This window comes from Singulisphaera chitinilytica, from assembly GCF_049331405.1.
GTDB lineage: Bacteria > Planctomycetota > Planctomycetia > Isosphaerales > Isosphaeraceae > PoT.
In genome coordinates this window covers 8,368,797-8,391,118 of the sequence record NZ_CP186274.1, presented here as the reverse complement: position 1 = coordinate 8,391,118, position 22,322 = coordinate 8,368,797, and the positions used below count along the sequence as shown (strand labels likewise).

The 22,322-nt window shown below is 62.5% G+C and carries 17 protein-coding genes; 8 read left to right on the top strand and 9 right to left on the bottom strand.

The window, feature by feature from the left end; all coding sequences use genetic code 11:
* Positions 1–115: 115 nt before the first annotated feature.
* The 5 genes from ACOYYX_RS32750 (at position 116) to ACOYYX_RS32730 (ending at position 6,896) form a co-directional block, all read left to right on the top strand.
* Positions 116–316, top strand: a complete 201-nt coding sequence (locus ACOYYX_RS32750) for a hypothetical protein (protein ID WP_422926866.1) — start codon at positions 116–118, stop codon at positions 314–316.
* A 146-nt stretch (positions 317–462) separates the two neighbouring features.
* Positions 463–4,845, top strand: coding sequence for a DEAD/DEAH box helicase (locus ACOYYX_RS32745; RefSeq protein ID WP_422926865.1), 4,383 nt, complete (start codon positions 463–465; stop codon positions 4,843–4,845).
* 62 nt (positions 4,846–4,907) lie between these two features.
* Positions 4,908–5,696, top strand: a complete 789-nt coding sequence (locus ACOYYX_RS32740; protein ID WP_422926864.1) for a UDP-2,3-diacylglucosamine diphosphatase — start codon at positions 4,908–4,910, stop codon at positions 5,694–5,696.
* A gap of 140 nt (positions 5,697–5,836) precedes the next feature.
* Positions 5,837–6,436: a peptidylprolyl isomerase gene (locus tag ACOYYX_RS32735; RefSeq protein ID WP_422926863.1), complete on the top strand. Its 600-nt coding sequence runs from the start codon at positions 5,837–5,839 to the stop codon at positions 6,434–6,436.
* Between the two features lie 160 nt (positions 6,437–6,596).
* Positions 6,597–6,896, top strand: a complete 300-nt coding sequence (locus ACOYYX_RS32730) for a 4Fe-4S binding protein (protein ID WP_422926862.1) — start codon at positions 6,597–6,599, stop codon at positions 6,894–6,896.
* Between the two features lie 204 nt (positions 6,897–7,100).
* On the opposite strand, the gene ACOYYX_RS32725 is transcribed toward ACOYYX_RS32730, so the two are convergent.
* The 3 genes from ACOYYX_RS32725 to ACOYYX_RS32715 form a co-directional block, all read right to left on the bottom strand.
* A complete protein-coding gene (locus ACOYYX_RS32725) occupies positions 7,101–7,997 on the bottom strand; it encodes a DUF1559 domain-containing protein (RefSeq protein WP_422926861.1) in 897 nt (298 codons plus the stop codon).
* 220 nt (positions 7,998–8,217) lie between these two features.
* Positions 8,218–8,850: an HNH endonuclease gene (locus ACOYYX_RS32720; protein ID WP_422926860.1), complete on the bottom strand. Its 633-nt coding sequence runs from the start codon at positions 8,848–8,850 to the stop codon at positions 8,218–8,220.
* Between the two features lie 117 nt (positions 8,851–8,967).
* Positions 8,968–10,089: a 3-isopropylmalate dehydrogenase gene (locus tag ACOYYX_RS32715; RefSeq protein WP_422926859.1), complete on the bottom strand. Its 1,122-nt coding sequence runs from the start codon at positions 10,087–10,089 to the stop codon at positions 8,968–8,970.
* Positions 10,090–10,452: 363 nt separating this feature from the next.
* Here ACOYYX_RS32715 and ACOYYX_RS32710 point away from each other — a divergent pair, with 363 nt between their 5' ends.
* Complete coding sequence (locus ACOYYX_RS32710) at positions 10,453–11,739, top strand: serine/threonine protein kinase (RefSeq protein WP_422926858.1); 1,287 nt, start codon at positions 10,453–10,455, stop codon at positions 11,737–11,739.
* Positions 11,740–11,938: 199 nt separating this feature from the next.
* Here the strand turns inward: ACOYYX_RS32710 and ACOYYX_RS32705 are convergent, their stop codons facing one another.
* The 4 genes from ACOYYX_RS32705 to ACOYYX_RS32690 all read right to left on the bottom strand — a co-directional run bounded on the left by ACOYYX_RS32705 (position 11,939) and on the right by ACOYYX_RS32690 (position 16,755).
* Positions 11,939–12,247: a hypothetical protein gene (locus ACOYYX_RS32705; RefSeq protein WP_422926857.1), complete on the bottom strand. Its 309-nt coding sequence runs from the start codon at positions 12,245–12,247 to the stop codon at positions 11,939–11,941.
* Positions 12,248–12,268: 21 nt separating this feature from the next.
* Complete coding sequence (locus tag ACOYYX_RS32700) at positions 12,269–14,653, bottom strand: hypothetical protein (protein ID WP_422926856.1); 2,385 nt, start codon at positions 14,651–14,653, stop codon at positions 12,269–12,271.
* Positions 14,654–14,882: 229 nt separating this feature from the next.
* On the bottom strand, positions 14,883–16,076 hold the full coding sequence (locus ACOYYX_RS32695) for a class I SAM-dependent rRNA methyltransferase (RefSeq protein WP_422926855.1): 1,194 nt from the start codon (positions 16,074–16,076) through the stop codon (positions 14,883–14,885).
* Positions 16,077–16,287: 211 nt separating this feature from the next.
* Positions 16,288–16,755 carry a response regulator gene (locus ACOYYX_RS32690; RefSeq protein ID WP_422926854.1) on the bottom strand — a complete coding sequence of 156 codons (468 nt, stop codon included), beginning with the start codon at positions 16,753–16,755 and terminating at the stop codon, positions 16,288–16,290.
* A 324-nt stretch (positions 16,756–17,079) separates the two neighbouring features.
* Here ACOYYX_RS32690 and ACOYYX_RS32685 point away from each other — a divergent pair, with 324 nt between their 5' ends.
* Positions 17,080–17,661: an RNA polymerase sigma factor gene (locus ACOYYX_RS32685; protein ID WP_422926853.1), complete on the top strand. Its 582-nt coding sequence runs from the start codon at positions 17,080–17,082 to the stop codon at positions 17,659–17,661.
* Positions 17,662–17,760: 99 nt separating this feature from the next.
* Here ACOYYX_RS32685 and ACOYYX_RS32680 read toward each other — a convergent pair whose 3' ends face one another.
* The gene (locus tag ACOYYX_RS32680) at positions 17,761–18,924 is read right to left on the bottom strand and encodes a hypothetical protein (protein ID WP_422926852.1); all 1,164 of its coding nucleotides are present in this window, start codon (positions 18,922–18,924) and stop codon (positions 17,761–17,763) included.
* Positions 18,925–19,107: 183 nt separating this feature from the next.
* Complete coding sequence (locus ACOYYX_RS32675) at positions 19,108–20,304, bottom strand: pyridoxal phosphate-dependent aminotransferase (protein WP_422926851.1); 1,197 nt, start codon at positions 20,302–20,304, stop codon at positions 19,108–19,110.
* A gap of 544 nt (positions 20,305–20,848) precedes the next feature.
* Between ACOYYX_RS32675 and ACOYYX_RS32670 the strand changes: the two genes are divergently transcribed.
* Positions 20,849–22,129 (top strand): beta-ketoacyl-[acyl-carrier-protein] synthase family protein, encoded by a 1,281-nt coding sequence (locus tag ACOYYX_RS32670; RefSeq protein ID WP_422926850.1) that lies wholly within the window; start codon positions 20,849–20,851, stop codon positions 22,127–22,129.
* Positions 22,130–22,322 lie beyond the last annotated feature (193 nt).

The window sequence follows — 22,322 nt, the reverse complement described above, 5'->3', positions numbered from 1 at the left end:
CCGGGCTTAACTTGGTCTCACGGTGAAGGAATTGGTCCGAGATTTGCCCAAGTAAGGGTTCGCACACCTGAAGAGCCTTTCTAGCTCCGCAATTCTCGAAGCGAGATCCCTTCCCATGGCGCCATTTCAGAGCGTGAGTGCGACGAAATCCGGCATCTTCTCTCCCGGCGAGGTGGTGGAAATCGGCCTACTTCTCCCGGCGAATCGTGCGAAAGCCCTGGTCGAGCTCTCGAAGCGTCGCCAGGAAAGCGTCGCCCAGATCCTGAGGGGTTTGATCGATCGGGCCCTCGTCGACGCCGAAGGTATCGAGAACTGATTGGTACTTTTTACAAGCCTGGGTACATCTGTTTAGTTTGTGCTTGTCGGAGGGGACGTCATCGGCCAAGATTGAGGTGAGCATTCGCCGAGAGCCACCTCGAGGACTCGTCTTAACCGATGTCGGCACCTGACGGATTGGACGGCATGCTGCCGCCCGTGGCCAACTGGTTCCGGGAGACGTTCGGTGAGGAGACCCCACCGCAACGCGAGGGTTGGCCGGCGATCGCTTCGGGCCAGAATACCCTCATCTTTGCCCCAACCGGCTCGGGCAAGACCCTCGCGGCCTTTCTGGCCGCGCTCGACCACCTCTGGCGCCATCCTCGGATCGCCAAGGGGAGTCGCATTCTCTACATCTCGCCGCTCAAGGCGCTGAACCAGGATGTCTATCGCAACCTGCAAGTACCGCTCGACGGCATCCTGAAGACGGCCGAGTCAATGGGGTTTCCGCTGCCCGAACTCACCATCGGGATCCGGAGCGGGGACACGCCGACCGCCGAACGTCGGAAACTCGTCAGCCAACCGCCCGACATCCTCATCACGACGCCTGAATCGTTGCATCTCATGCTCACGAGTCGGGCACGAGAGACCTTACGCAGTATCTCGCACCTGATCCTCGACGAGATCCACGCCGTCTGCTCGAACAAGCGGGGCGTCTTCCTCGCGCTCCTGCTCGAGCGGCTCCAGGCGATCAGCTCGCAGGGCTTCGTCCGCATCGGCCTCTCGGCCACCCAACGCCCGCTCGAGGAGGTCGCTCGCTACCTCGGGGGCTTCTCGTCGGAAGCCACTCCGGGCCGGGCGACCCGCTTCAAGCCGAGGCCGGTGACGATCGTCGATACTGGCCAGCGCAAGGTGCTGGACCTCGAGGTGCTGGTCCCCTTCGAGTCATCCCGGCCGATGGCGGCGGGGACGACCTGGCCGGCCATCGAGCAACGGGTGCTGGGACTGATCCGCGAACACCAATCGACGATCGTCTTCGCGAACAACCGACGCGTCGTCGAGCGGCTCACCTCCAGGCTCAATGAAAGCTCGGAGGAAGAGGGGATTGCCCCAGAAGCGTTCGCCCGCTCACACCACGGCTCCTTGAACCTCGAGGAGCGGCGGGGGACTGAGGAGGCCCTCAAGCAGGGCGAGCTCAAGGCGGTCGTCGCGACCGCCTCGCTTGAGCTCGGGATCGACATGGGGGCCGTCGACCTCGTCTGCCAGGTCGAGTCGCCCGGCAATGTCTCGCGCGGCCTTCAGCGCGTGGGACGAGCCGGCCACCTCGTCGGCCGGGTCAGCAAGGGCCGCTTGATCGCCAAGACCTCGAGCGATCTCGTCGAGTCGGCCGCACTGGCGAGGGCGATGGTGCACGGCGAGGTTGAGACCCTCCGCGTCCCTTCGGGCTGTCTCGACGTCCTGGCCCAGCAGGTCGTCGCCTGCGTGGCGGTCGACGCCTGGGAAGCCCGCAACCTGTTCGACCTCGTCCGCCAGGCCTATCCGTATCGCAACCTGACCGCCGACGCCTTCGAAAGCGTCCTCAAAATGGTCTCCGGCCGGTTCCCGACCGAGCCCTTTCGCGACCTCCGCGCTCGAGTCAGCTGGGATCGCGTCCATCACCGGCTCCTGCCCCTGCCGGGCACCGCCCGACTCGCCATCACGGGCGGCGGGACGATACCCGACACCGGACAGTTCCCCGTCTATCTCGGTGCCGAAGGGCCCCGACTCGGGGAGCTCGACGAGGAATTCGTCTTCGAGCGCAGAGTCGGCGAGACCTTCGTGCTCGGAACGGCGACCTGGCGCATCGAGGCCATCGAACCGCAACGCGTCGTCGTCGCGAGTGCCCAGGGGCAGTCGGCCATGATGCCCTTCTGGCGCGGCGAGGACGCTCCCCGCTCGCCCGAACTCGGCGAGGCTGTCGGGACGCTCTGCCGGGAGATCTCGAGTCGACTCGACGATTCATCGCTCGTTCCTTGGCTCCAGGAAGAGTGCAAGCTCGAGCCTTCCGCTGCCGCATCGCTGCGGGACCATGTCGCACGCCAGGTCCGGATCGCGGGCGCCGTACCCGACGACCACACGGTCGTGATCGAGACCTTTCGCGACCCGGCCGGTGAGCTCGGCATCGCCGTGCTCACCCCATTCGGCGGCAAGCTGCACCATGCTCTAAAGCTCGTCTTCCAGGCGAGGGTCCGCCAGCGGTTCGGGATCGCCGTTTCCTGCCTCCACGGTGATGAAGGGGTGCTGATACGGTTCCCCAAGATGGATGAACCACCACTCGACTTGTTTCAAGGGTTGACATCGGCCCTCGGGGAAGAGTTGATCCGAGAGGAACTCGGGGAGAGCGCCCTCTTCGGCCTGCGATTCCGCCAGAACGCGGGCCGAGCCTTGCTCATGCCTCGCCCCGACCCGACGAAGCGCACGCCCCTCTGGCTCCAGCGGCTCCGCGCCAAGGACCTGCTCCAGGTCGTCCGCAAGTTCCCTGACTTCCCCATCGTCGTCGAGACTTATCGCGAATGCCTCGATGACGACCTCGACATCGGCAGGTTCAAGATCTTCCTCGATCACGTGTCGGGCGGCGAGATCCGCGTCGTCGCGAGGCGGAGCGAGATTGCCTCGCCCTTCGTCTCCGACCTCGTCTTCCGATTCACGCAGGAATATATCTACCAGTGGGATGAGCCGAAGCGGACCGATCGTCGTCCGGTCGCCGGCGCGATCGACGACGCTCTCCTCTCCCCCTTGCTCGAGGAGAATACCCGGTCGCTCTGGCTCGACCCCGACGCCATCGCCCGCGTCGAGAACCGACTTCGCGGATCCGGCAAGCCGCCGAGGACCGTCGAGGAGATGGCCGAGATGCTTCGACGGCTGGGGGACCTCACGCCGAGCGAACTCGCGGGTCCGATGCTCGGGTTCCTCAACGAACTCGAAGGGCAGGGCAGGGCAGTCGCGATCGAACTCCCGGGGACCGCGGAGCCGACCCGATGGATCGGCGCCGAGGAGGCCGACCTGTATCGCGACGCCTTCGTCAGGAAAAAGCCCGACGCCCCATCACTCGAACAGATCATCCTGCGATTCCTCGAGACCCACGCCTTGATCGGGCTCGATGACCTCGCGGCACGGTATCCGATCAAGAAAGTGCGAGCGGCCGAGTTGCTCGAAAGCTGGGAAGAGGCGGGCCGCCTGGTCCGACTCGATCCGACTTCGGATTCCGGCGCCGAGCGTTGGGCCGATCAGCGCAACCTGGACGAAGTCCGCCGTCTCTCGATCGCGATCCGACGTCGCGAGAGCGTGGCGGTCACGCCCGAGATCTTCGCGGATTTCGTCGCCCATCGGCAACACGTCCACCCGAGCACGAGGTGGGAGGGGAATTCGAGCGTCGGGCTCGTCCTCGAGCAACTCCAGGGATTCGCCGCCCCGGCCGACCTCTGGGAGACCGAGATCCTACCCCGGCGGATTCTCGACTACCGCCCCAACTGGCTCGACGAGACCCTCTCCGGCGAGGGCTGGATCTGGCGTGCGAGCGACGACGGCAAGGGCTCGTCGCCTCGTGTCGCGTTCGTCCTGCGTGAGTTCGCCGGGGCCTGGCCGGTGACTTCCGAGGGATCGTCGCTCGGCGAGGTGGATCAACGAGTCCTGGGGCATCTCCGAGAGCGAGGGGCGACATTCGTCCTCGAACTGGCCCGATCCCTGGCACTCGAGCCGAGCCAGGTGCGGAATGCCCTCGCCAGGCTCGTGCGCGAAGGCCATGTCACGAACGACCGCTTCGATCCACTCCGTCCCGGCGGCAACGCGATGGGCGAGGCCCTGGCTCGCGCGAACTCGCCCGGCTCCGGTTCGTCGACGAGGCTCCGACGTTCGATGCCGAGGCGTCCCAGCTCGCAGGTGGCCGAGGGGCGATGGTCGTCGCTCGGTTCGACCTCGGGGGGGGATGAGGAGGCCTCGCTCCTGAGCTGGGCGGCTGTCCTGCTGGAGCGTTACGGCGTCCTGACGCGAGAGACCACGAGCCTCGATCCCTGGGCGCCCCCTTGGCGAGAACTGGCCCCGAAGCTCGATCGGGCCGAACTCCGCGGAGAGCTTCGGCGCGGTTATTTCGTCGAGGGGCTTTCCGGCATCCAGTACGCGACTCCCGAGGCCGCCGACGAACTCGCGCGGTTCGCTGCCAATCAGTCGTCGGATGCTCCGATGTGGCTCGTCTCGACGCTGGATCCGGCGAATCTCTATGGGGCGGGAGCGGTCCTCGACATCGAATTGCTCGAGGGCGGGACGGCACGATTGCCGAGATCTTCATCGAACTTTCTCGTCATATTCTCGGGACGCCCCATATTGATCATCGAGGCCTTTGGCAAGCGTTTGACGGGCCTTGGGTCAGCATCAGAAGAGGAGTTGATCCGTGCCTTAGCCTTGCTACCATCGTTGGCAGGGCCGGCTCGTCGCGTGTTGAAGGTCGAGACATACAACTCGGCCGCCACGCTCGCCAGCCCCGCCGCCCCTTGGCTCGCGAACCTCGGATTTGTTCGTGATTATCCAGGTATGGCTTACTATGCCGGGTGGTAGAATTCCCTACCTTCGATTGGTTCCGAGAACGACCTCGTCTTCGAGACGCAGGGACTGCCCCCATGACCGAAATCGCCACCATCCCGCCGTTCAATCCGGAACCCGAATACGACTGCATCGTCATCAGCGACCTGCATCTCGGCAGCGACGTCTGCCAGGCGAAGCTCCTGGAAGAGTTCCTGGAGTGGGCCGTCTATCGCACGCGCCAACTCGTGATCAACGGCGACATCTTCGACGACCTGAATTTCAAGCGGCTCACGAAGCGGCATTTCGCCTGCCTCAAGATCATCAGGCGCAACTCGGACCGCGACGACTTCAAGCTCGTCTGGGTCCGCGGCAACCACGACGGGCCGGCCGACATCGTCAGCCACATCGTCGGCGTCGAAATCCTCGATGAGTACGTCTACCACGACCCCAACGTGGATCTCCTGATCCTCCATGGGGACCAGTTCGACACCTTCATCACGCACTATCGCTGGCTGACGGACATCGCCTGCGGGATCTTCTACTATATCCAGAAGTGGATGCCCCACCGCGCCTCGCGCTGGATCCGCCGGATCTCCAAGCGCTGGCAGCGCAACAGCCAGCTCATCGAGCGTCGGGCCACCGACTTCGCCCGATCGCGTGGTTACCGGCACGTCACCTGTGGGCACACCCACTTACCGCTCGTATCGCAAGTTGACGGGGTCCAGTACATCAACAGCGGCACCTGGACCGAGCATCCTCCGTGCCCGTTCGTCGTGGTCAGTCGAGGAGACGTGCGACTGGAGTGGTGGCCGCTCAAGGTCGAGGAACCCGAGGTTCCCTCCACAGACCAGGTTGCGACCCCAACCCTGCCCACGATCGGCTGAGTTCCGGTTCCGGCACTGAGGGGCGTCCGTCTACCAAACCCACGATTCTCTGTGCTAAAGTCGGTGCCGACGCGGCCAGGCGGCCGCTCCGGTCCGTCCCAGACGGCCGGATCATGTTCGGACTCTCGAGGAGATTATCCATGCGACAGGGACGACGAGTGCGCCTTGCGATCTTCAGCCTGGCGACCATTCTGGGACTCGGCACGCTCGCCGCTTTCAACGCGACCGCGACGGCCGCCGATGACGAAAATCCCCAGGTCGTGCTGGACACGACGAAGGGCCCCATCACCATCGAACTCGATAAAGCCCGGGCTCCGATCACCGTCGAGAACTTCCTGAAGTATGTCGACTCCGGATTCTACGACAACACGGTCTTCCACCGCGTGATCCCCGGGTTCATGATCCAGGGGGGTGGCATGACAGACAAACTCGAAGAGAAGCCTACCAAGCCCCCGATCAAGAACGAATCGGGCAACGGCTTGAGCAACAACCGCGGCACGATCGCCATGGCCCGGACGAATAATCCCGATTCGGCGACGTCGCAGTTCTTCATCAATCACAATAACAACCCCGACCTTGACACCTACGGCGGCGGCTATGCCGTCTTCGGCAAGGTCGTCTCGGGCATGGAAACCGTCGACGCGATCGCCAAGGTCCAGACAGGGAATCAGTCGATTCACCAAAACGTGCCCCTCAAGCCGATCTATATCAAGAGTGCAAAGCGGAAAGCTAAATCCTGAACAAGGTTTGGTCGGTAGTGGGGCCCTTCAGCCCCCCTTGACCCATCTTGCCGAGAATTCGTAAGATGGGCGAGTCTGGACGTCCCCCGGGAGCGAGTTCGCGCATGGAAATGGGGCTCGCTTCCTCGGGGCTCAACCGAATTCCATAAGGAGTCCTCGAATGGCTCACGTCGTCGCCGAGCCCTGCTTCGACTGCAAGTACACCGACTGCGTCGTCGTGTGTCCGGTCGATTGTTTCTACGAAGGGGCGCAGATGTTATACATCCACCCCGAAGAATGCATCGACTGCGAGGCGTGCGTGCCAGAGTGCCCCGTCGAAGCGATCTTCCACGAGGACAACGTGCCGGATGACTGGAAAGAATTCACCAGCCTGAACGCCGAAGAAGCCCCGAAGTGCCCCGTCATCACCGAAAAGAAGACGGCCCTCGAAGGCGAATCCTGCACTCCCGCCAGCAAGTAAGTCACCGCGACCCTTCGGTCGCCGCAAACCTATGCCATTCGACGATTTAACCCCAGTCTCGATGACTGGGGTTTCGTTTTTGGCCTTGGCTGATTGAGTGCTATCTGATCGACCCTAGAAACAAAGAACGCCGACCGGTTTGATCCGATCGGCGTCCCGGGGTTTAGAAGGATATGGCCGAGTGACGACCTGGCCTGCTGAGTCTCACTTCATCTCTTCGCTCGAGATGGTCTCGCCGCCATTTCGGGTCATCATCTTGATGAGCACCACCTTATTGATCTGGTTCGTCACCGTCTGGACGCTACCGTCGCAACGAGCAAAGTTGACCATGCCTGGGTGTTTGCTCATCCAGTAGGTGTAAGCGTTCTGCGTGCCGGTCCCATTAGCGTTGGGCACCTGAATTGGTTTGTTGACGGTGCGGTTAACGTTAGTCTGCACGCAGCAACTGGTGGCATCTGGCCAGGTTCCGGTCAGGGTCTCGCCGAAAAGAACCGTCGAGGTAGTCCCATCGGTGATGTCGGCCATGCTAACCTGCGAGTTCTGATAGGTCAGGCCATTGTCGAGGATCATCAAGGGAGGGTTGGCTGTCGGGACGGGCGGGGTCACCGTGTTGTCCATGATAAAGCCAGCCGCCATGTTGCCGCGGTAGTCCATCGGACCCCACTTCAACGTGCCGGTGGTGTTGGTGTTCGTATTCGCAGTGACCGTCGCCGCACGTCGGTTCGACGGGCAGACGAAGCCATCGACGGTACGACGGACCGAGGTCGTGTTGTCGAGGGCCGTGACCGCCAGAGCGAAATTGATCTCGTTGTAGAGGTTCACCTGCTCGAGCTTCAACAGGAGCATGGGAAGGCCACTCCAGTAGCTCACGTCAATCTTGTCCATCGGGAACGGATTCCCGGTGTTGGGGTCGGTGGTGCCATAAGGTGGGCAGCAGAACCATCCCGACGGGAACGTGTTGAAGGAGTCGTGGTACTCCTGCGCAGCGAGGCCCAACTGCTTCATATTATTTTGGCATTTCGTGCGGTTCGCCGCCTCGCGGGCCTGCTGGACCGCAGGCATGATCAAAGCGACCAGCACGCCGATAATCGCGATGACCACCAAGAGCTCGATAAGGGTAAACCCCGCTCTCAAACGACTTCGTCCTAGAGTCCGGCGCATGGATCTTCCCTCAGACAACTGTAACATTGATTATCGACGTGATACCTGGGCCATCATGTGAGGATATCCCAAGTGGCTGTTCGAAGCCATCCACTCTCTCAACAATTCTTGGGCGGTTTATCCTCAAACCTGTGAGATGCCGCAAGCCTGGTCGCAACGGCTAGCGGAGTTCGACCGACCAGTACGCGTTATCCAGGAACGACTTCCAGCTCTGGTACTTGCGATGCGACAGCTTGAGGCTGAGAGCAGGGCTGGTCTTCGGCTGGACCGGCTCCTTGATGAGCCGCATGCCGGCCTCCCAGGGCGTTCGCCCACCTTTACGAACGTTACAGCGAAGGCAGGCGCAGACGATATTCTCCCAGTTGGCCAGGCCGCCGCGGCTCCGGGGGAGGACGTGGTCGAGACTCAGCTCGTTCGTGGCGAACCGTTTGCCGCAATACTGGCAGCGATTGCCGTCGCGGGCGAAGATGTTGCGGCGGTTGAACTTTACCTTCTGCCGGGGCTGCCGGTCATAGGTGAGGAGTCGGATGACGCGAGGCACCTGGATTTCGAAGTGGACGGTGCGGATGAACTCGTCGTCAGGTTCCTTGAAGGTGGCGCGGGCCTCGGAGACCTCGCGCCAACTCTGGAAGTCGTAGGAAAGATACCGGCCATCGTCCAGGGTGATGACTTCGGCCAGGTCTTTGAAGAGCAGACAGAAAGCCCTACGGACCGAGATGACATGCACGGCCATGTAGAACTTGTTGAGGACGAGGACGCTGGCGTCGAGGGCGTGGTTGGCGCCGAGACTCATTGGCGGGTCTCTCCTCCGAAGCAGGCGGTCGAACAAGGGCAGCAACAAAAGCAACGGGGCTGATCAACTCGAGCGATCGAGCGATTCCTCCGGCCAGTGCCACCCTTGAGCCGTCGCCTATTCGAGGGCTTCTCGGACGGCAAGGCCGACGTCGGCCGTGGTCGCTCTTCCTCCTAAGTCCGGGGTTTTCGGGGTGCCGGCCGCGAGGACTCGGGCCGTCGCTCGACGTATGCGTTCGGCGACCGAGGTCGCCTCGAGGTGATCCAGGAGCATCGCGACCGACAAGATCGCGGCGACGGGGTTGGCGATCCCCTTGCCGGCGATGTCGGGGGCGGATCCGTGGACCGGCTCGAACATGCTCGGGGCCGATTTCAACGGGTTCAGGTTCCCCGAGGATGCCAGGCCCATGCCGCCCTGCAGCACGGCGCCCAGGTCGGTGATGATGTCGCCGAACATATTGGTGGTGGCGATCACGTCGAACCGTTCCGGGCTCACGACCATCCGCATGCAACATGCGTCCACATGCTGATAATCGCTCTTGATTTCCGGATAGTCACGAGAAACTTCCGTGAAGGCCCGCATCCAGAGGTCATGGGCGAAGGTCAGGACGTTCGTCTTGGCGACCATCGTGACCTGACCGGTCAGCCCCTTGGCCCGTTCCTCGGCGTTCAGGCCCGGGAAGGGACGCTTGGCCCCGCGTGTGCGGGCCAGGTCGAACGCGAACCGTAGGCAACGCTCGACGCCGGCTCGCGTGTTGATCGAGGTCTGGATCGCGACTTCCTCGGGCGTCCCCTTGCGGGTGAAACCGCCCGCCCCAACATACAAGTCTTCGTTGTTCTCGCGGACGACGACCATGTCGATCTCGTCCGGCCCTTTGCCCTTGATCGGGGTCTCGACCCCCGGGTAGAGCCTGACGGGACGGAGGTTGACGTATTGGTGGAACTCGAAGCGGAGGCGGAGGAGGATGCCCTTCTCCAGGACCCCGGGCGCGACCCCGGGATGTCCCACGGCCCCGAGCAGGATGGCGTCGCACTTCTTCAGATCGGCGACCGTCTGGTCCGGGAGGATGTCGCCCGTCTTGAGGTATCGCTCGCCGCCGATGTCGAAGGGGATGGTCTCGTACTTGAACCCTTCGGGACGAGCCGCAACCTCGAGCACGGAGAGTGCCTCTCGCACGACTTCCGGCCCCACGCCATCTCCCGCAATCACGCCGATCTTGAACAAAGCCGCCTCCACCACCTGAATCCGACGTCTAAATTGGGCGGCGAATCGGTCGCCCCGAAGGGGCCGGCACGCCGCTATCTCGCAACATTTACTCTAACCGCCGCAAGCCCGATACACAAGCGTCACGAGCCCACGCCGGCCCGCGTAGGAGTGATTGTCGTAAACGTGTCGCGAGTCCTGGGATGCACTTCGGTGTTTGGCGGAGAAATGCGTTGACAAGCCGGGTACTACTCACATAATTGACTTCTAAGTCCTCATATGCGGCACCCCGGGCATCCTATCTTTCCGGTCGCCTGTCGCACCCGTTCGCACCATCACTAATCTGTTTCGAGGCGATCGATTCATTCCGCGTTGCGCGGTACCTAGGGAGCCGGCCACATGGCCACGACGACCGAAAGTAATCCCCCCGCGAAGGATTCGAAAGGGCTCTCGAGTCTGAACGAGTTCAACCTCGAAAAATCGATCCTGCGTCGGGGACTCGCGACAGCCGCCGAAATCGATGCCTGCAAGGCGCACAAGGCCAAGCTCGCGTCAAAGGACGAGAGCAAGGGCTTGCTCGAGATCATGGTCGAGGCCAGGGTCCTGACCAAGAGCCAGTCCATGCGCCTGCTCAAAGAGGCGGGCGAGGCGAATCGCCGGGTCGAGATCCCGGGCTATCAGGTTATCGAGAAGCTCGGCAAGGGATCGATGGGCGTCGTCTACAAGGCGCGCCAGACAAGTGTCGATCGCATCGTTGCCGTCAAGATCCTCCTCGATGCCCTCGCCCAGAACAAGGAGTTCATCAAGCGGTTCGACCGCGAGGCCAAGATCGCCGCCAAGCTCTCGCACAACAACGTCGTGAACGCTATCGACGCGGGCGACGTCAACGGCCTCCATTACTTCGTCATGGAGTATGTCGAGGGGGGGACGATTAAGGACGTCCTCGACAAGAACGAGGTCTTCGAAGAGAAGATGGCGATCCGGATCGTGATGGCCGTGGCCGAAGCCCTCGCCCACGCCCATCAACGCGGGCTCATCCATCGCGACATCAAGCCCGAGAACGTCATCCTGACCAAGGATGGCAATGTCAAACTCGCCGACCTCGGCCTGGCGCGGCTCACGGCCGACGAGAAGTGGGCGATGTCCGAGGCAGGAATGGCGATCGGGACTCCCTACTATATCAGCCCCGAGCAGGTCCGCGGCCAGGTTGACGTCGATATCCGGGCCGACATCTACAGTCTGGGGGCGACCCTCTACCACATGGTCACCGGCCAGGTCCCGTACGGCGGCGAGACGGCGCAGGAAGTCATGCGCAAGCACGTCGACAAGAACACGCCGTTCGTGCCCCCCGACCACCTGAATACGAAGCTCTCCAGCGGGCTCGGGGTCGTCGTCGAGACGATGATGGCCAAGAACCGCGAGAACCGCTATCGCAACCCCGACGACCTGATCCTCGACCTCAAGTGCTTGCTGCAGGGCGAGAGCCCGATGATCGCAGGACAGAAGCCCGACGACCTCGCCACACTGGCCGAGGGGGATGTCGAGGACACCTCGCGCGGGATCAGCGAAGCCCAACTCATCGAAGTCGCCGGCTATGTGAACGGCAAGCAGAGCGTCATCGTCGCCCTGGCGGCGATCCTCGCCCTCTCGGTGATCACCAACGTGGTCGTCCTGGCCACGCGCTGATCGCGGCAAGGCGGCCTTCGCCGCCATCAGTCCATCTCGATCCAGGCATGAGTGGCTCGCCTTGCTCTCGGGAAGAGAGAGGAAGGGGGAAGGTGAGCCGCCCGCCGTCTCGTCACGGCCCATGATCTTTGATCATATGTGGGACCGAGCCTCGAACTGCGGCCGAGTGCAATTCACCGGCCGCGCTCGAAGATGCTGCTCAATTCTTGCTGAAGTCGAACGAGCGCAAGAATTCCTTGCCCAGCGGGTCCTTGAGGAACTTCGCGTGGCAAGCGGGGCAGAGGTCGAATCGGAAGCCCTTACGCAGGGGCGCGGAGGCTTCCTCGGTGCCGAGGTTTTCGTCGCGCTGTAGGAGCTGCGAGACCGCTTCCATGGGGTCTTCGTCCAGGTCGTCCTCTGTGATCTCGTTGGGGTCGAAGCCTGGGAAAGCCTCGATTTTGACCACGTAGCGGGAGTCTCCGCATGCGGTCAGGTCCTTGCCGCAGAGATCACACGTGAAGTGGACCATCAGCGTCTTATCCCTCAATGGTTAGGCCGATGAAGATGACAGGACCGATTTTAACTCGGTGGCTTGGGTCCGTCCAAGCCCTCTGACGATAATTCGAGTAGATCGGAACGGGCGCGGGGCAGTCAAGGCGAAAAGCGAGAGAGTCAGGCCGAAAATCGAGGCCGCGAGCGCGTAGGGGATCTCCCCGGGCGCGTAGCGTAACTCGAGTCGATGCGACCCTTTGGGCACGTTGGCCCCGAGGAACGTCCCGCGGTAAGGACGGACTTCCCAGGGCTCATCGTCGAGGCTAGCCCGCCACGACGGGTCAAACATTTCTCGCACGATGATATTTTGAGACGTATTGAATTTGAAATCGAGTGTAATTTTATTTCCAACACGTCTTATCTCGGAGAGATTTCCAGGGCCGTCGTGATCCGCCCAGGGGGCTCCCTTGCAGAGCACGACCCACACGGCGCCGATCTGGTGGGCCTCCCAGAGAGGGGAAGGCGGGGGCCGACTGACGCCGACGATCGCACCGATGCTTGCCTCGCGGAGCGCATCCTGGGCTCGCAGGGCACTCTCCCAGCTGATCGCGCGGCGACTGTCTCGCCGGATCTCTTTCCCCTCATATAAGGATGAGAACCAGTCGAGGTTTCGCGTGAGTTCGACCGAGTCGTAGTTGCGGACTTCGTGCAGGCCGTATCGCATCAGGCAATTCGGCGGGAGTTCTTCGCCCACGCCGAGGACACGCGAGGAGGCAGGGACGTTCTTGCGCAGGAAATCGACGACGGGGCCGGTAATCCGATCCTCCGATCGGGCGATCGCCGGATTGAGGCCGTACCCGAATCCCAGGAGGTCGACCATCGTCAGGGAGAAGAGGGCGGCCTGGACGGCGCCTGCCGGCAATCGGCCTCGGCGCCAGAATCCGGCGAGTACAGCGAGGATCAGGAGGTGCCCTGCTGCCAGTCCAAGGTATCTCGGGTAGAAGCTCATCGTGAGGTCGACCTGATGATCGGCCCTGCGGCGATACTCCTCGACGTCGGCTCCTGGCGTAGCCTTGGCGGCCAGTTGGTAGTGGGCCTCGGCTCGATGACGCAATCGGGGCTCGAGCCTTCCCACGCCGATGGCACCGAGTAAAAGGAGCAGTGAGCCGGCAATCCAGAGCCAACTCTTCGGGCAGTAGGCGCGCAACTTCTCCAGGTGATCCAGGCCAATCCCCGCGAGCATGACCAGCGCGAAGGCTACCCAGAGCGAGAGGCGGCGGTTGTCGGTCACGTTCAAGACAGGCAACGCCCGAAGCAGGTTATCGACCGGGGGCAGTGCGAAGGCTCCCAATGCCCCGACGATGCCGAGCCCCGCGAGGAACCAGACCCTACTCGCCTGGCGACGTGCCGCCCATCCCAGGGGAGCGAGCCAGAGCAAGGAGGCGAGGCCCGCGAATCCACCCGCCGACTCGTTGAGGTTGTAGACGCCGAAAGCCTTGCCCAGGTGAGGATGGCCTTGGCGCTGGCTACCGAAGATGTAGGGCAGGGCGGTGCATGCGGCGTCGAGAATATGCGGTTTGCTCAGCTTCCAGGGGGAGCGGCGTTCCTTCACGCGATCCTCCCAGACCGGGCTCTTGGCGAGGTAGAAGCCGAGCGGGATGATCTCGATGGCCGCGATGACGATCCCGAGCGAGATCCCTGCGCCCCAGAAAGCAACCTTACGCCAGTCGATCGAAAGGGAGGACTTCGACCACCATCGCCAGACCGTATAAAAACCTGTTGCCAACAGGACGTGAGCACTCGTCTGGACGTGCCCGCCGAGCAGGACGAGGCCCGTTGCGATCGCCAGAGTCCCGAGCGATCGCCAAGCGGGGCGATCCAAGGCGCGATCAGTCGCGAGCAATAGCCAGGGCATCCAGATCGCCACGTTCGTGACGGGGAAGAGCAGCCAGACGATCAGGAAGCCGCAAAGCGGGAAGGCCAGGCCGACGAACCAGCGTCCCCAGGCGCCGAGGCCCCAGGCTCGCGCCAGGAGGAACATGCCGAGCCCGGCCGTCCAGAGTCGGGCGGCTGCCATCCAGGCGTAGGCGTCGGGTAAGCGGCCGACGTAGGCGATCACCTGGAACGGGTCGAAGATTGCACTCTGGCCGTTGGCGAGGTGCGGGGCCCCGCAGCCGCTCCACTCGTTCCAGAGGGGGAGGTGGCCATTCCGGATCATCGCACGGCTGAATTCGAGCCAGGGCTGGAATTGCAGGACAGGGTCCATCAGGAGCCGATTGGCCGGCTCATAGACCTCGCCCGGATGCTGGCGAAAGCTGGCGGAGGCTCGGAGCACGTCGGCCGGGCTGAGGACCTTGCCGAAGAGGAGTGACTCGGCGAAGAGGAAGGAGACCACGACCGCCAGCGTCGCGGCAAATGCCAGGATTTCGCGGCGCGCTGACATGGGTGCAATGCCTCCTTGCATCGCGATCTCGGGGCCTTTTCTTTGAAGCAGGCCGATCGGTGATAGCCGATCTCTCGATTTCAGGCAACCCGAGCTCGGGGTAATTCCGAGCAGGCAAAATGAGGCGGAATGATCTTCGTTGTTAGGGAGGCGCATCGACCCCGACACTCGTCGAGCCAGCGAGTGCCGGGACCATGGCTGCGGGATTTCAAGGAGGCGAACCGGGATATCAAATGACCCGGCAGATGAAGCATTTCAGATATTCTGTTTCGAGGCAGGACGCGAGGATCGGATGGTCCGGGGCCTGACCACGCTGCTCGAGGATCTGGATCGGCCGGCCCGACTGCTCGGCGACCTGGCCGATGATGTCCGCGAACAGGGCGCGATCGACCAGTCCCGAGCACGAGCAGGTCACGAGGATCCCGTCCGGCTCCAGCACGTCGAGGGCCGCGCGGTTAAGCCTCAGATAGCCCTTGAGGGCATCCTCGACGCCCTTCGGGTTCCTGGCGAATTTGGGCGGGTCGCAGATCACGACGCCGAAGCGTCGCCCCTCGCTGCGGAGTGCCTCGAGCTTGGGGAAGAATTCGCCCGTCTCGAAGGTTGCCCCGGACAACTCGTTGATCGCCGCGTGGTGTCGAGCCACCTCGACGGCCGTCGACGACGTGTCGATGCCGAGCGTGGAGGCGGCACCTCCGTGCTTGAGAGCGTTCAAACTGAAGCCGCCGGTGTAGCAGCAGAGGTCGAGGACCGTCTTACCCTTGCAGTAGGAGGCGACGGCTCGACGGTTGTCTCGCTGATCGAGGTAGAACCCCGTCTTCTGGCCCCCCATGAGGTCGACCCAGTAGGTGAGGCCGTTCTCGACGATCTCGACGGGCTTAGCGGGGGCTGTTCCCCAGAGGACGTCACCTTGCGGCGGGATCCCCTCCTGCTCGGCCGTGACGCGCTCGGGCCGGAACAGGATCCCCTCCAACCCCGGGATCTTTGCAAGCTCTGCGACCAGGGCCTCCCGGCGCTGGAAGAGGGCCAGGCTCGTGAACTGGGCCACGAGCCAGCGATCATAGCGATCGACCGTCAAACCCGAGAGGCCGTCGGCCTCGCTCGCGATGAGACGGTAGGCCGTGCCCTCGTTGCCCATGCCAAGCACGTCATGTCTGAGCCGAACGGCGGAGGCGACGAGGGAGGTCCAGCAGGCGTCGTCGAGCTCGCCACCATCCCAGCGATAGAGCCTGACGCGGATCGCGCTCTTGGGATTGTAAATCCCCCGGCCGATGAACTGCCCCTCGTGGCTGACGACCTCGACCTCGCCACCAGCCTCGGGCTCGCCGTCGACGCGGCCGATCGAGGTGACGAAGACCCAGGGGTGACGCGCGAAGAACGGTCGGGCACGTCTTGGCTTGATGACGACGCGAGGCAAAGCGGCCATGAGAGGGAGATCCTTGGGGCGATACAACGACCAGAGACCCTGCTGCGGAAGGCGATCCCTTCCATGGCAGGGCCTCATCGATTCATGACCGAGAAAGTTGAGGATGCCGAGGTCACCCTCGACGCGACGGCGGATTTCGCCCCTGAAACCTTGGTTCAAAGATCGAGGTGGCGAAGATGCCGGTCCGAGAATGAGTGCCGGCTCCGTCGATTTACTTGCCCATTTCGGGCGCACGACTCTCTGCCTCGAATTCGGCGAGATAGGCCAGGGTCCGATCGAGCTGATTCTTCAAATGGCGAACCCGGAGCAAACTTCGGATCCGGCAAAGCAGCTCGACTTTATTGACCGGCTTCGTCAGAAAGTCATCGGTCCCCGCCTGGACGCCGCGTTCGAAGTCGGCGGCCTCGTTCAGCGCGGTGATCATCAGGATCAGGAGATCCTTGGTCGTCGGATTGGAACGGAGTTTGCGGCAGACTTCAAACCCCGAAAGGCGAGGCATCATCACATCGAGCAGCAAAAGGTCGGGGGCGAACTCCTCGACGACCTTGAGTGTCTCCTCGCCGTCGAAGGCCGTGCGCAATTCGCAGTCGACGTCGCTTAGATACGCCTCGAGCAGCTCGACGTTCTGGAGGTTGTCGTCGGCGATCAGGATTTTCGGGGAGCCTTTCGGAAGGTCCAAGGCAGGGTCTCCAGGAAACATCAATCCCCCGCTACCGAAATCCCCGAGCCTCGAGATGAGCGGAAATCGTGGGAAGGGGAGTGGCATCTGCATCAGGGCGGTCCGGCTTTATTGGAGGATTCTAACCGTATTCGGGTCACGCCGGAACCGGAATTGTCGTAATAAGAAAGACGCTGCGTCACGCATGCGTGGTTCAATATGACGTCTGTCGCTTGCCGCTCGGATGTCGTATGTTAGAATATCTAGAACGGGTTGCTGCGCCTGAGAGATCGGCTCTCTTGAGTGACGCGACGCGTGTCCTCTCGCTGCTGGGGAGGCTCGTCCGTGCCTTTGCGTGAGATCGACCGCCAGTTGATTGACCGCTGCCTGCGGAAGGAACCCGGCGCCTGGAATGATTTCGTCGATCGCTACATGGGATTGATTTATCACGTGATTCATCACGTGTCCCATGCTAGGAGCATCGTCCTCTCTTCGCCCGATATCGAAGACATCGCCGCGGAGATTTTCCTGGGGATCGTCGACGAGGACTATGGCGTGCTGCGCCGGTTCAAGGGGGAGAGTTCGCTCCCAACCTACCTCACCGTCGTCGCCAGGCGCATTTGCGTCAAAGAAGTCATCAAGAGGCATCGCGAGGCCGAACTGGGCCACTTGCAGGCCCATCGCGCTAGCGTCGCCGAGGATGACCTCTCCGGCGAGGCGGAGGCGATCGCCTCGGCGGAGGAAGTCGAGCGGATGCTCGAGAATCTCCCGGAACGCGAGGCCCAGGTCGTCCGCCTCTATCACTTGAAATATCTCAACTATCGCCAGATCGGGAAGCAGCTTGGGATCCCCGAGAATTCGGTCGGACCCATCCTGGCCAACGCCCGAAAACGACTTCGTCGCGCGGCAGAACAGCGAGCGAGCTGAACAACCAAGGGACGAAACGACGAGGCCCTCGATCATCGCGATGATCGAGGGCCTCGTCGTTTTTTGTTTGGCTATTTGGTGGGCTACGCTCTACCTCGATTATTGCTCAATATAAGGCGCCGCCATGTCGGCGAAGCTTGAGGCCCGGGCCGGTTCCGCATACTTGATCTCTGGAGCCTGCGGGACCGCTGCGCCAACAAGATCACTGGCCCTGGTCGAGGGGAGCGACGCCGTGATAGCATCGGGGTCGAGGTCATTGCGCCGAGAGCTACGATCCTGCGTCACGTCAGACTCGGGCGAGCCGAGTTCGATACGGCGGCTCGGCGGAGGGAGTGACTCGCGGATTGTCGTGACGCCTTCACTCCCGTTGTTGGTCGGCATGTTACCGGCGAGATTGACGCGTTTCACGCCCTTACGAGGAGCCTCGGCGAAGAGCTCTGCCCTGACGGAATCGTTAAATGTCGGATTCACCTGCACGGAGGAACCGGGAATCTTCACATCCATCGCCATCTGCTCGCGAATCCACTCAATTTTGATTCTCTCGGGCAGGAGGACCGTCTCCGGCTCCTCGCCATTCTCCGACGGGACAGCGACATTCTGATAACGCTCGATCTTCGCCCTGGCCAGGAGCTCTTTCCGCTGCGAGTAGAGCCGGTGCTCTAGGACCTGATGGGTCGACTCGAGGAGGATCGTCTTACGGATCACGACCTCGGTGCCGTTCTTCAACGGCTTGTGGGTCAAGACGAGGGTTCCCGGATCCTCGCCGCGAGTGAGCGTGAGGTGTTCAGCCTCTTGAGGGGGGATCACTCGCAGGCCGAGTGCCTCGATGATCCAGTCGGGCTGGAGCGTCGCCGATAGCGGCGTATTTCCGGCCGCATCATAGTTGCAGTAATACGACTGCTTTTCCGAACGAGTCCAGAGCCAGAACTTCTCCTCGTTCGACCCGATCTCCGCCTCCTGGCCACGGGCCGAGGAAACTTCGAGCTTGAAGTTCCTCGGCCGCTCCAGTGCGAGGCGACCATCGACGCCATGCGTCGACTTCTTGGGACCGGCGGTCACATTGAGCGAGAGAGATGTTGCCTTGAGGCTCTCGATCCGAGAGGCATTACGATTGTTATCCTCGACGAACTTCGCCACGTCGAGAGCCGCCGGCGGCGGCTGCACAGGATCGCGCCGCGTATAGGTATCGACCCCGGCCGTACGACAGCCTGAAGCCGCGACTACCGCGAGGATCAAGTACGAGCCTAGCCTTGCTGACCTCATAGAACCTATTCTCCCCGGTCGATTAGTCGGCCGGCGCGAAGTCGAGAGTGGGCGGTCGTTGCAGGTCAGAGGAGCGGAATTGCGATGGGAGACCGGAACTTAATCCAATCGCGGGATTCCGACAAGCTCGGTCTCGCCAATCCGGGACATCCTCGTTTCCTAACTATCGACCGCCCGGGGGCCTCAACCCTTGACAAAATTCTCAAGGGCGTGGAAGCCTTTCTCCAACGTCTTCAGATCGGTCGCGAAGGAGAGCCTTGCGTATCCCTCGGCGCCGAACGCCGACCCCATCACCAACGCAACGTGCGCCTCGGACAGAGCGGTGAGGCAGAAGCTCGTCGAATCCGTGATGAGCTTCCCACCTAAAGTACGGCCGAAGTGGGACGAGATGTTCATGAAAGCGTAGAAGGCTCCCCCCGGAGAAATGCATGTGACGCCGGGCAATTGTTCGATCCGTTGCAGGACGTACGACCGGCGCTTTGCGAATTGCTCCTTCATCTCCACCACCGACTCCTGCGGCCCGGTGATGGCCTCGAGCGCGGCCCACTGGCTGATGGAGCAGGGGTTGCTGGTCTCCTGGCTCTGCACGTCGGTCATGAACTTCGCGACCGCCAGCGGGGCGATCGACCAGCCAATGCGCCAGCCGGTCATCGCGTAAGACTTGCTCACGCCGGAGATCGTGATGGTGCGATCGGCGAGCTCGGGCCTGAGTGTGCCGAAGCAGGTGGGCTCGGCGCCGTCATAGGTCAACTGCTCGTAGATCTCGTCGGAGAGCACGCCGATGCCCGGGTACTTCAGCACCGCTTCGGCCAGCAACTCGAGCTCGCTCCTGGCATACACGACGCCGGTCGGGTTCGACGGGCTGTTGAGCATCAGGACCTTCGTGCGGGGCGTGACGGCCTGGTGGAATTGGTCGGCAGTGAGCTTGAAGCCGCTTTCTTCGGTCGTAGTGATCACGATCGGAGTGGCACCCGTCAGTTTGACGAGGTCGGCATAGCTCACCCAATACGGGGCGGGGATGATCACCTCGTCGCCGGGACCGCAGATGGCCATGAGCGCGTTGTGGATCGAGTGCTTGGCCCCGTTCGAGATCACCACCTGCATGTCCTTGGTGGGCAGCCCGACCTTCTCGGTGTAGTGCTGCGCCAGGGCCTTGCGGAGTTCGATGATACCAGCAGGGGGCGTGTAGTGCGTCTTCCCGGTCCGGATGGCCTCGAAGGCGGCTTCCTGGATGTTCTTGGGGGTATCGAAGTCGGGTTCACCCAGCGCGAAGTCGAGCACGGCCTTGCCCTCGGCTTTGAGACGCTTCGCCGCGTCGGCCATCGCCAAGGTTGCTGACGGTGCAATCGCATTCACCCGCTCGGCCAGTGTCAGAGACATCGCGCCAAATCTCCCAGTCTCGCATCAAGATCGAGCCCAATAGGCTCATTATCAAACTCGCCACATTTTAGTCGTCGTCGGGGCTCGGAGGGAAGGACCGCCATGCTCACCTCAGGACGAGCCTCAGTCGGAATTCCTTGCCGTAACCGCCTACTCGGACGATCATTTACTTCTGCCCAGGACGCCAATCCTTCCTATCTCGCCAAAATTTTTGCTAGAAGCTCGGTTCGGTGGTAAGATGTGGTGGCCTGGCAAAAGTTGACGATAGCGGAACAATAAAGCTGTGCAAATTCGGATCGGTCCAACTTCGGAGAAGTAGCTCCGCAGCCGATTCATTGGTGAGGAGGTTCCGCGAGAGGCAACCACATCAATTTGCTTACACAAGTTGATGCTTGGTGTGCCGGACCGGGCCCGTCCCTTTGGAAGAGATTCCCGGACAGGAAGTTCGGTTTGCGCGGGGAAGGGACACGATTTTCGCGCACGAGGCAACAGCGCTTGGCCCACGACACCAACGACTTGGCCAAATTTGAGGGTGGGGGAAGTCATGCAGCGCGTTGTGGTCACCGGCATCGGAGTCGTCTCGCCCAACGGGATCGGGCGTGAGTCGTTCGGCGAAGCCATCGTCGAAGGGCGTTCCGGTGTGAGCTTCATTGAAAGCTTCGACACGTCAGGCCTGCCGATCAAGATCGCGGGCGAGGTGAAGAACTTCGATGTGACGCCCTTCCTTGGTGACAATAAGAAGAGCGCCAAGATTATGAGCCGGGCCGTCGGCTTCGCCGTCGGGGCCGCTGCGCTCGCCGTCCAGGATGCGAACCTGGACACCTCGCGCCTCGACCCGGCACGCTACGGCGTCTGCATGGGGACGGGGATCACCCCCATGGACGTCAAGGAACTCGTCGGGCCGATGTCGCGCGGGATGCAGCCCGACGGCACGTTCGACATGGGCGAGTTCACGATGGCCAGGGCTGAGTCGATCTTCCCGCTCTGGCTCTTGCAGCACCTTCCCAATATGGCCGCGGCGCACATCTCGATCCTCCAGCACGCGATGGGGCCGAACAACACGATCGTCACCGCTTGTGCGGCCGGCACCCAGGCGATTGGGGAGGCCTTCCGCCTGATCTCGCGAGGCGACTCCGACGTGATGCTCGCTGGCGGTTGCGACAGCCGTCTCGACCCGCAGCTTCTCGTCGCCTACAACGCGATGAAGACGGTGAGCGCGTCCGTCCGCACGCCCTCCGAGGTCTCTCGCCCCTTCGACGGCGAACGCGATGGCTTCGTCCTGGGCGAAGGGGCAGCCGTCCTGGTCCTCGAGAGCCTGCGACGGGCGAAGCGACGCAAGGCGACCATCTACGCCGAGATCACCGGCTACGGCTCGTCCTTCGACGCTTACGGGATCACCCGTCCCGAACCCGAAGGGAAGGGGGCCGCGATCTCGATGCAGTCGGCCCTCCGCGAGGCCAAGGTTGCCCCGGGCGACATCGACTACATCAATGCCCACGGCACGAGCACGCGACTCAACGACCTCATGGAGACCGTAGCCGTCAAGCGCGTCTTCGGCCACCGAGCCGCCTCGATCCCGATGAGCTCGCAGAAGTCGATGGTGGGGCACCTCATCGGGGCCTCGGGAGCCCTCGAGGCCGCGGCCACCGCGATGTCGCTGCAACGCGGCGTGATCCCGCCGACCATCAATCAGGCAACGCCCGACCCGGCCTGCGACCTCGACTACGTGCCCAACACCGCACGCGAGTTGCCCCTACGCACCGCCATCTCCAACAGCTTTGGCTTCGGGGGCCAGAACGCCTCGCTCGTGATGACGCACTTCTGAGTCGCGGTCATACACGACAGCCTCGTGCGACTTACGCCGAGACGACCTACAGAACGTTTGCTTACGCCGGGGAGGATCGGAGACGATCTTCCCCGTTTGTATTGGCGTCTTGAGAAATCGCATGGTCGCCCGACTCGAGGCTTGGATATAAACGACGCGAGCCCATACGCACGCCATGAGCGTCGCGTACGGG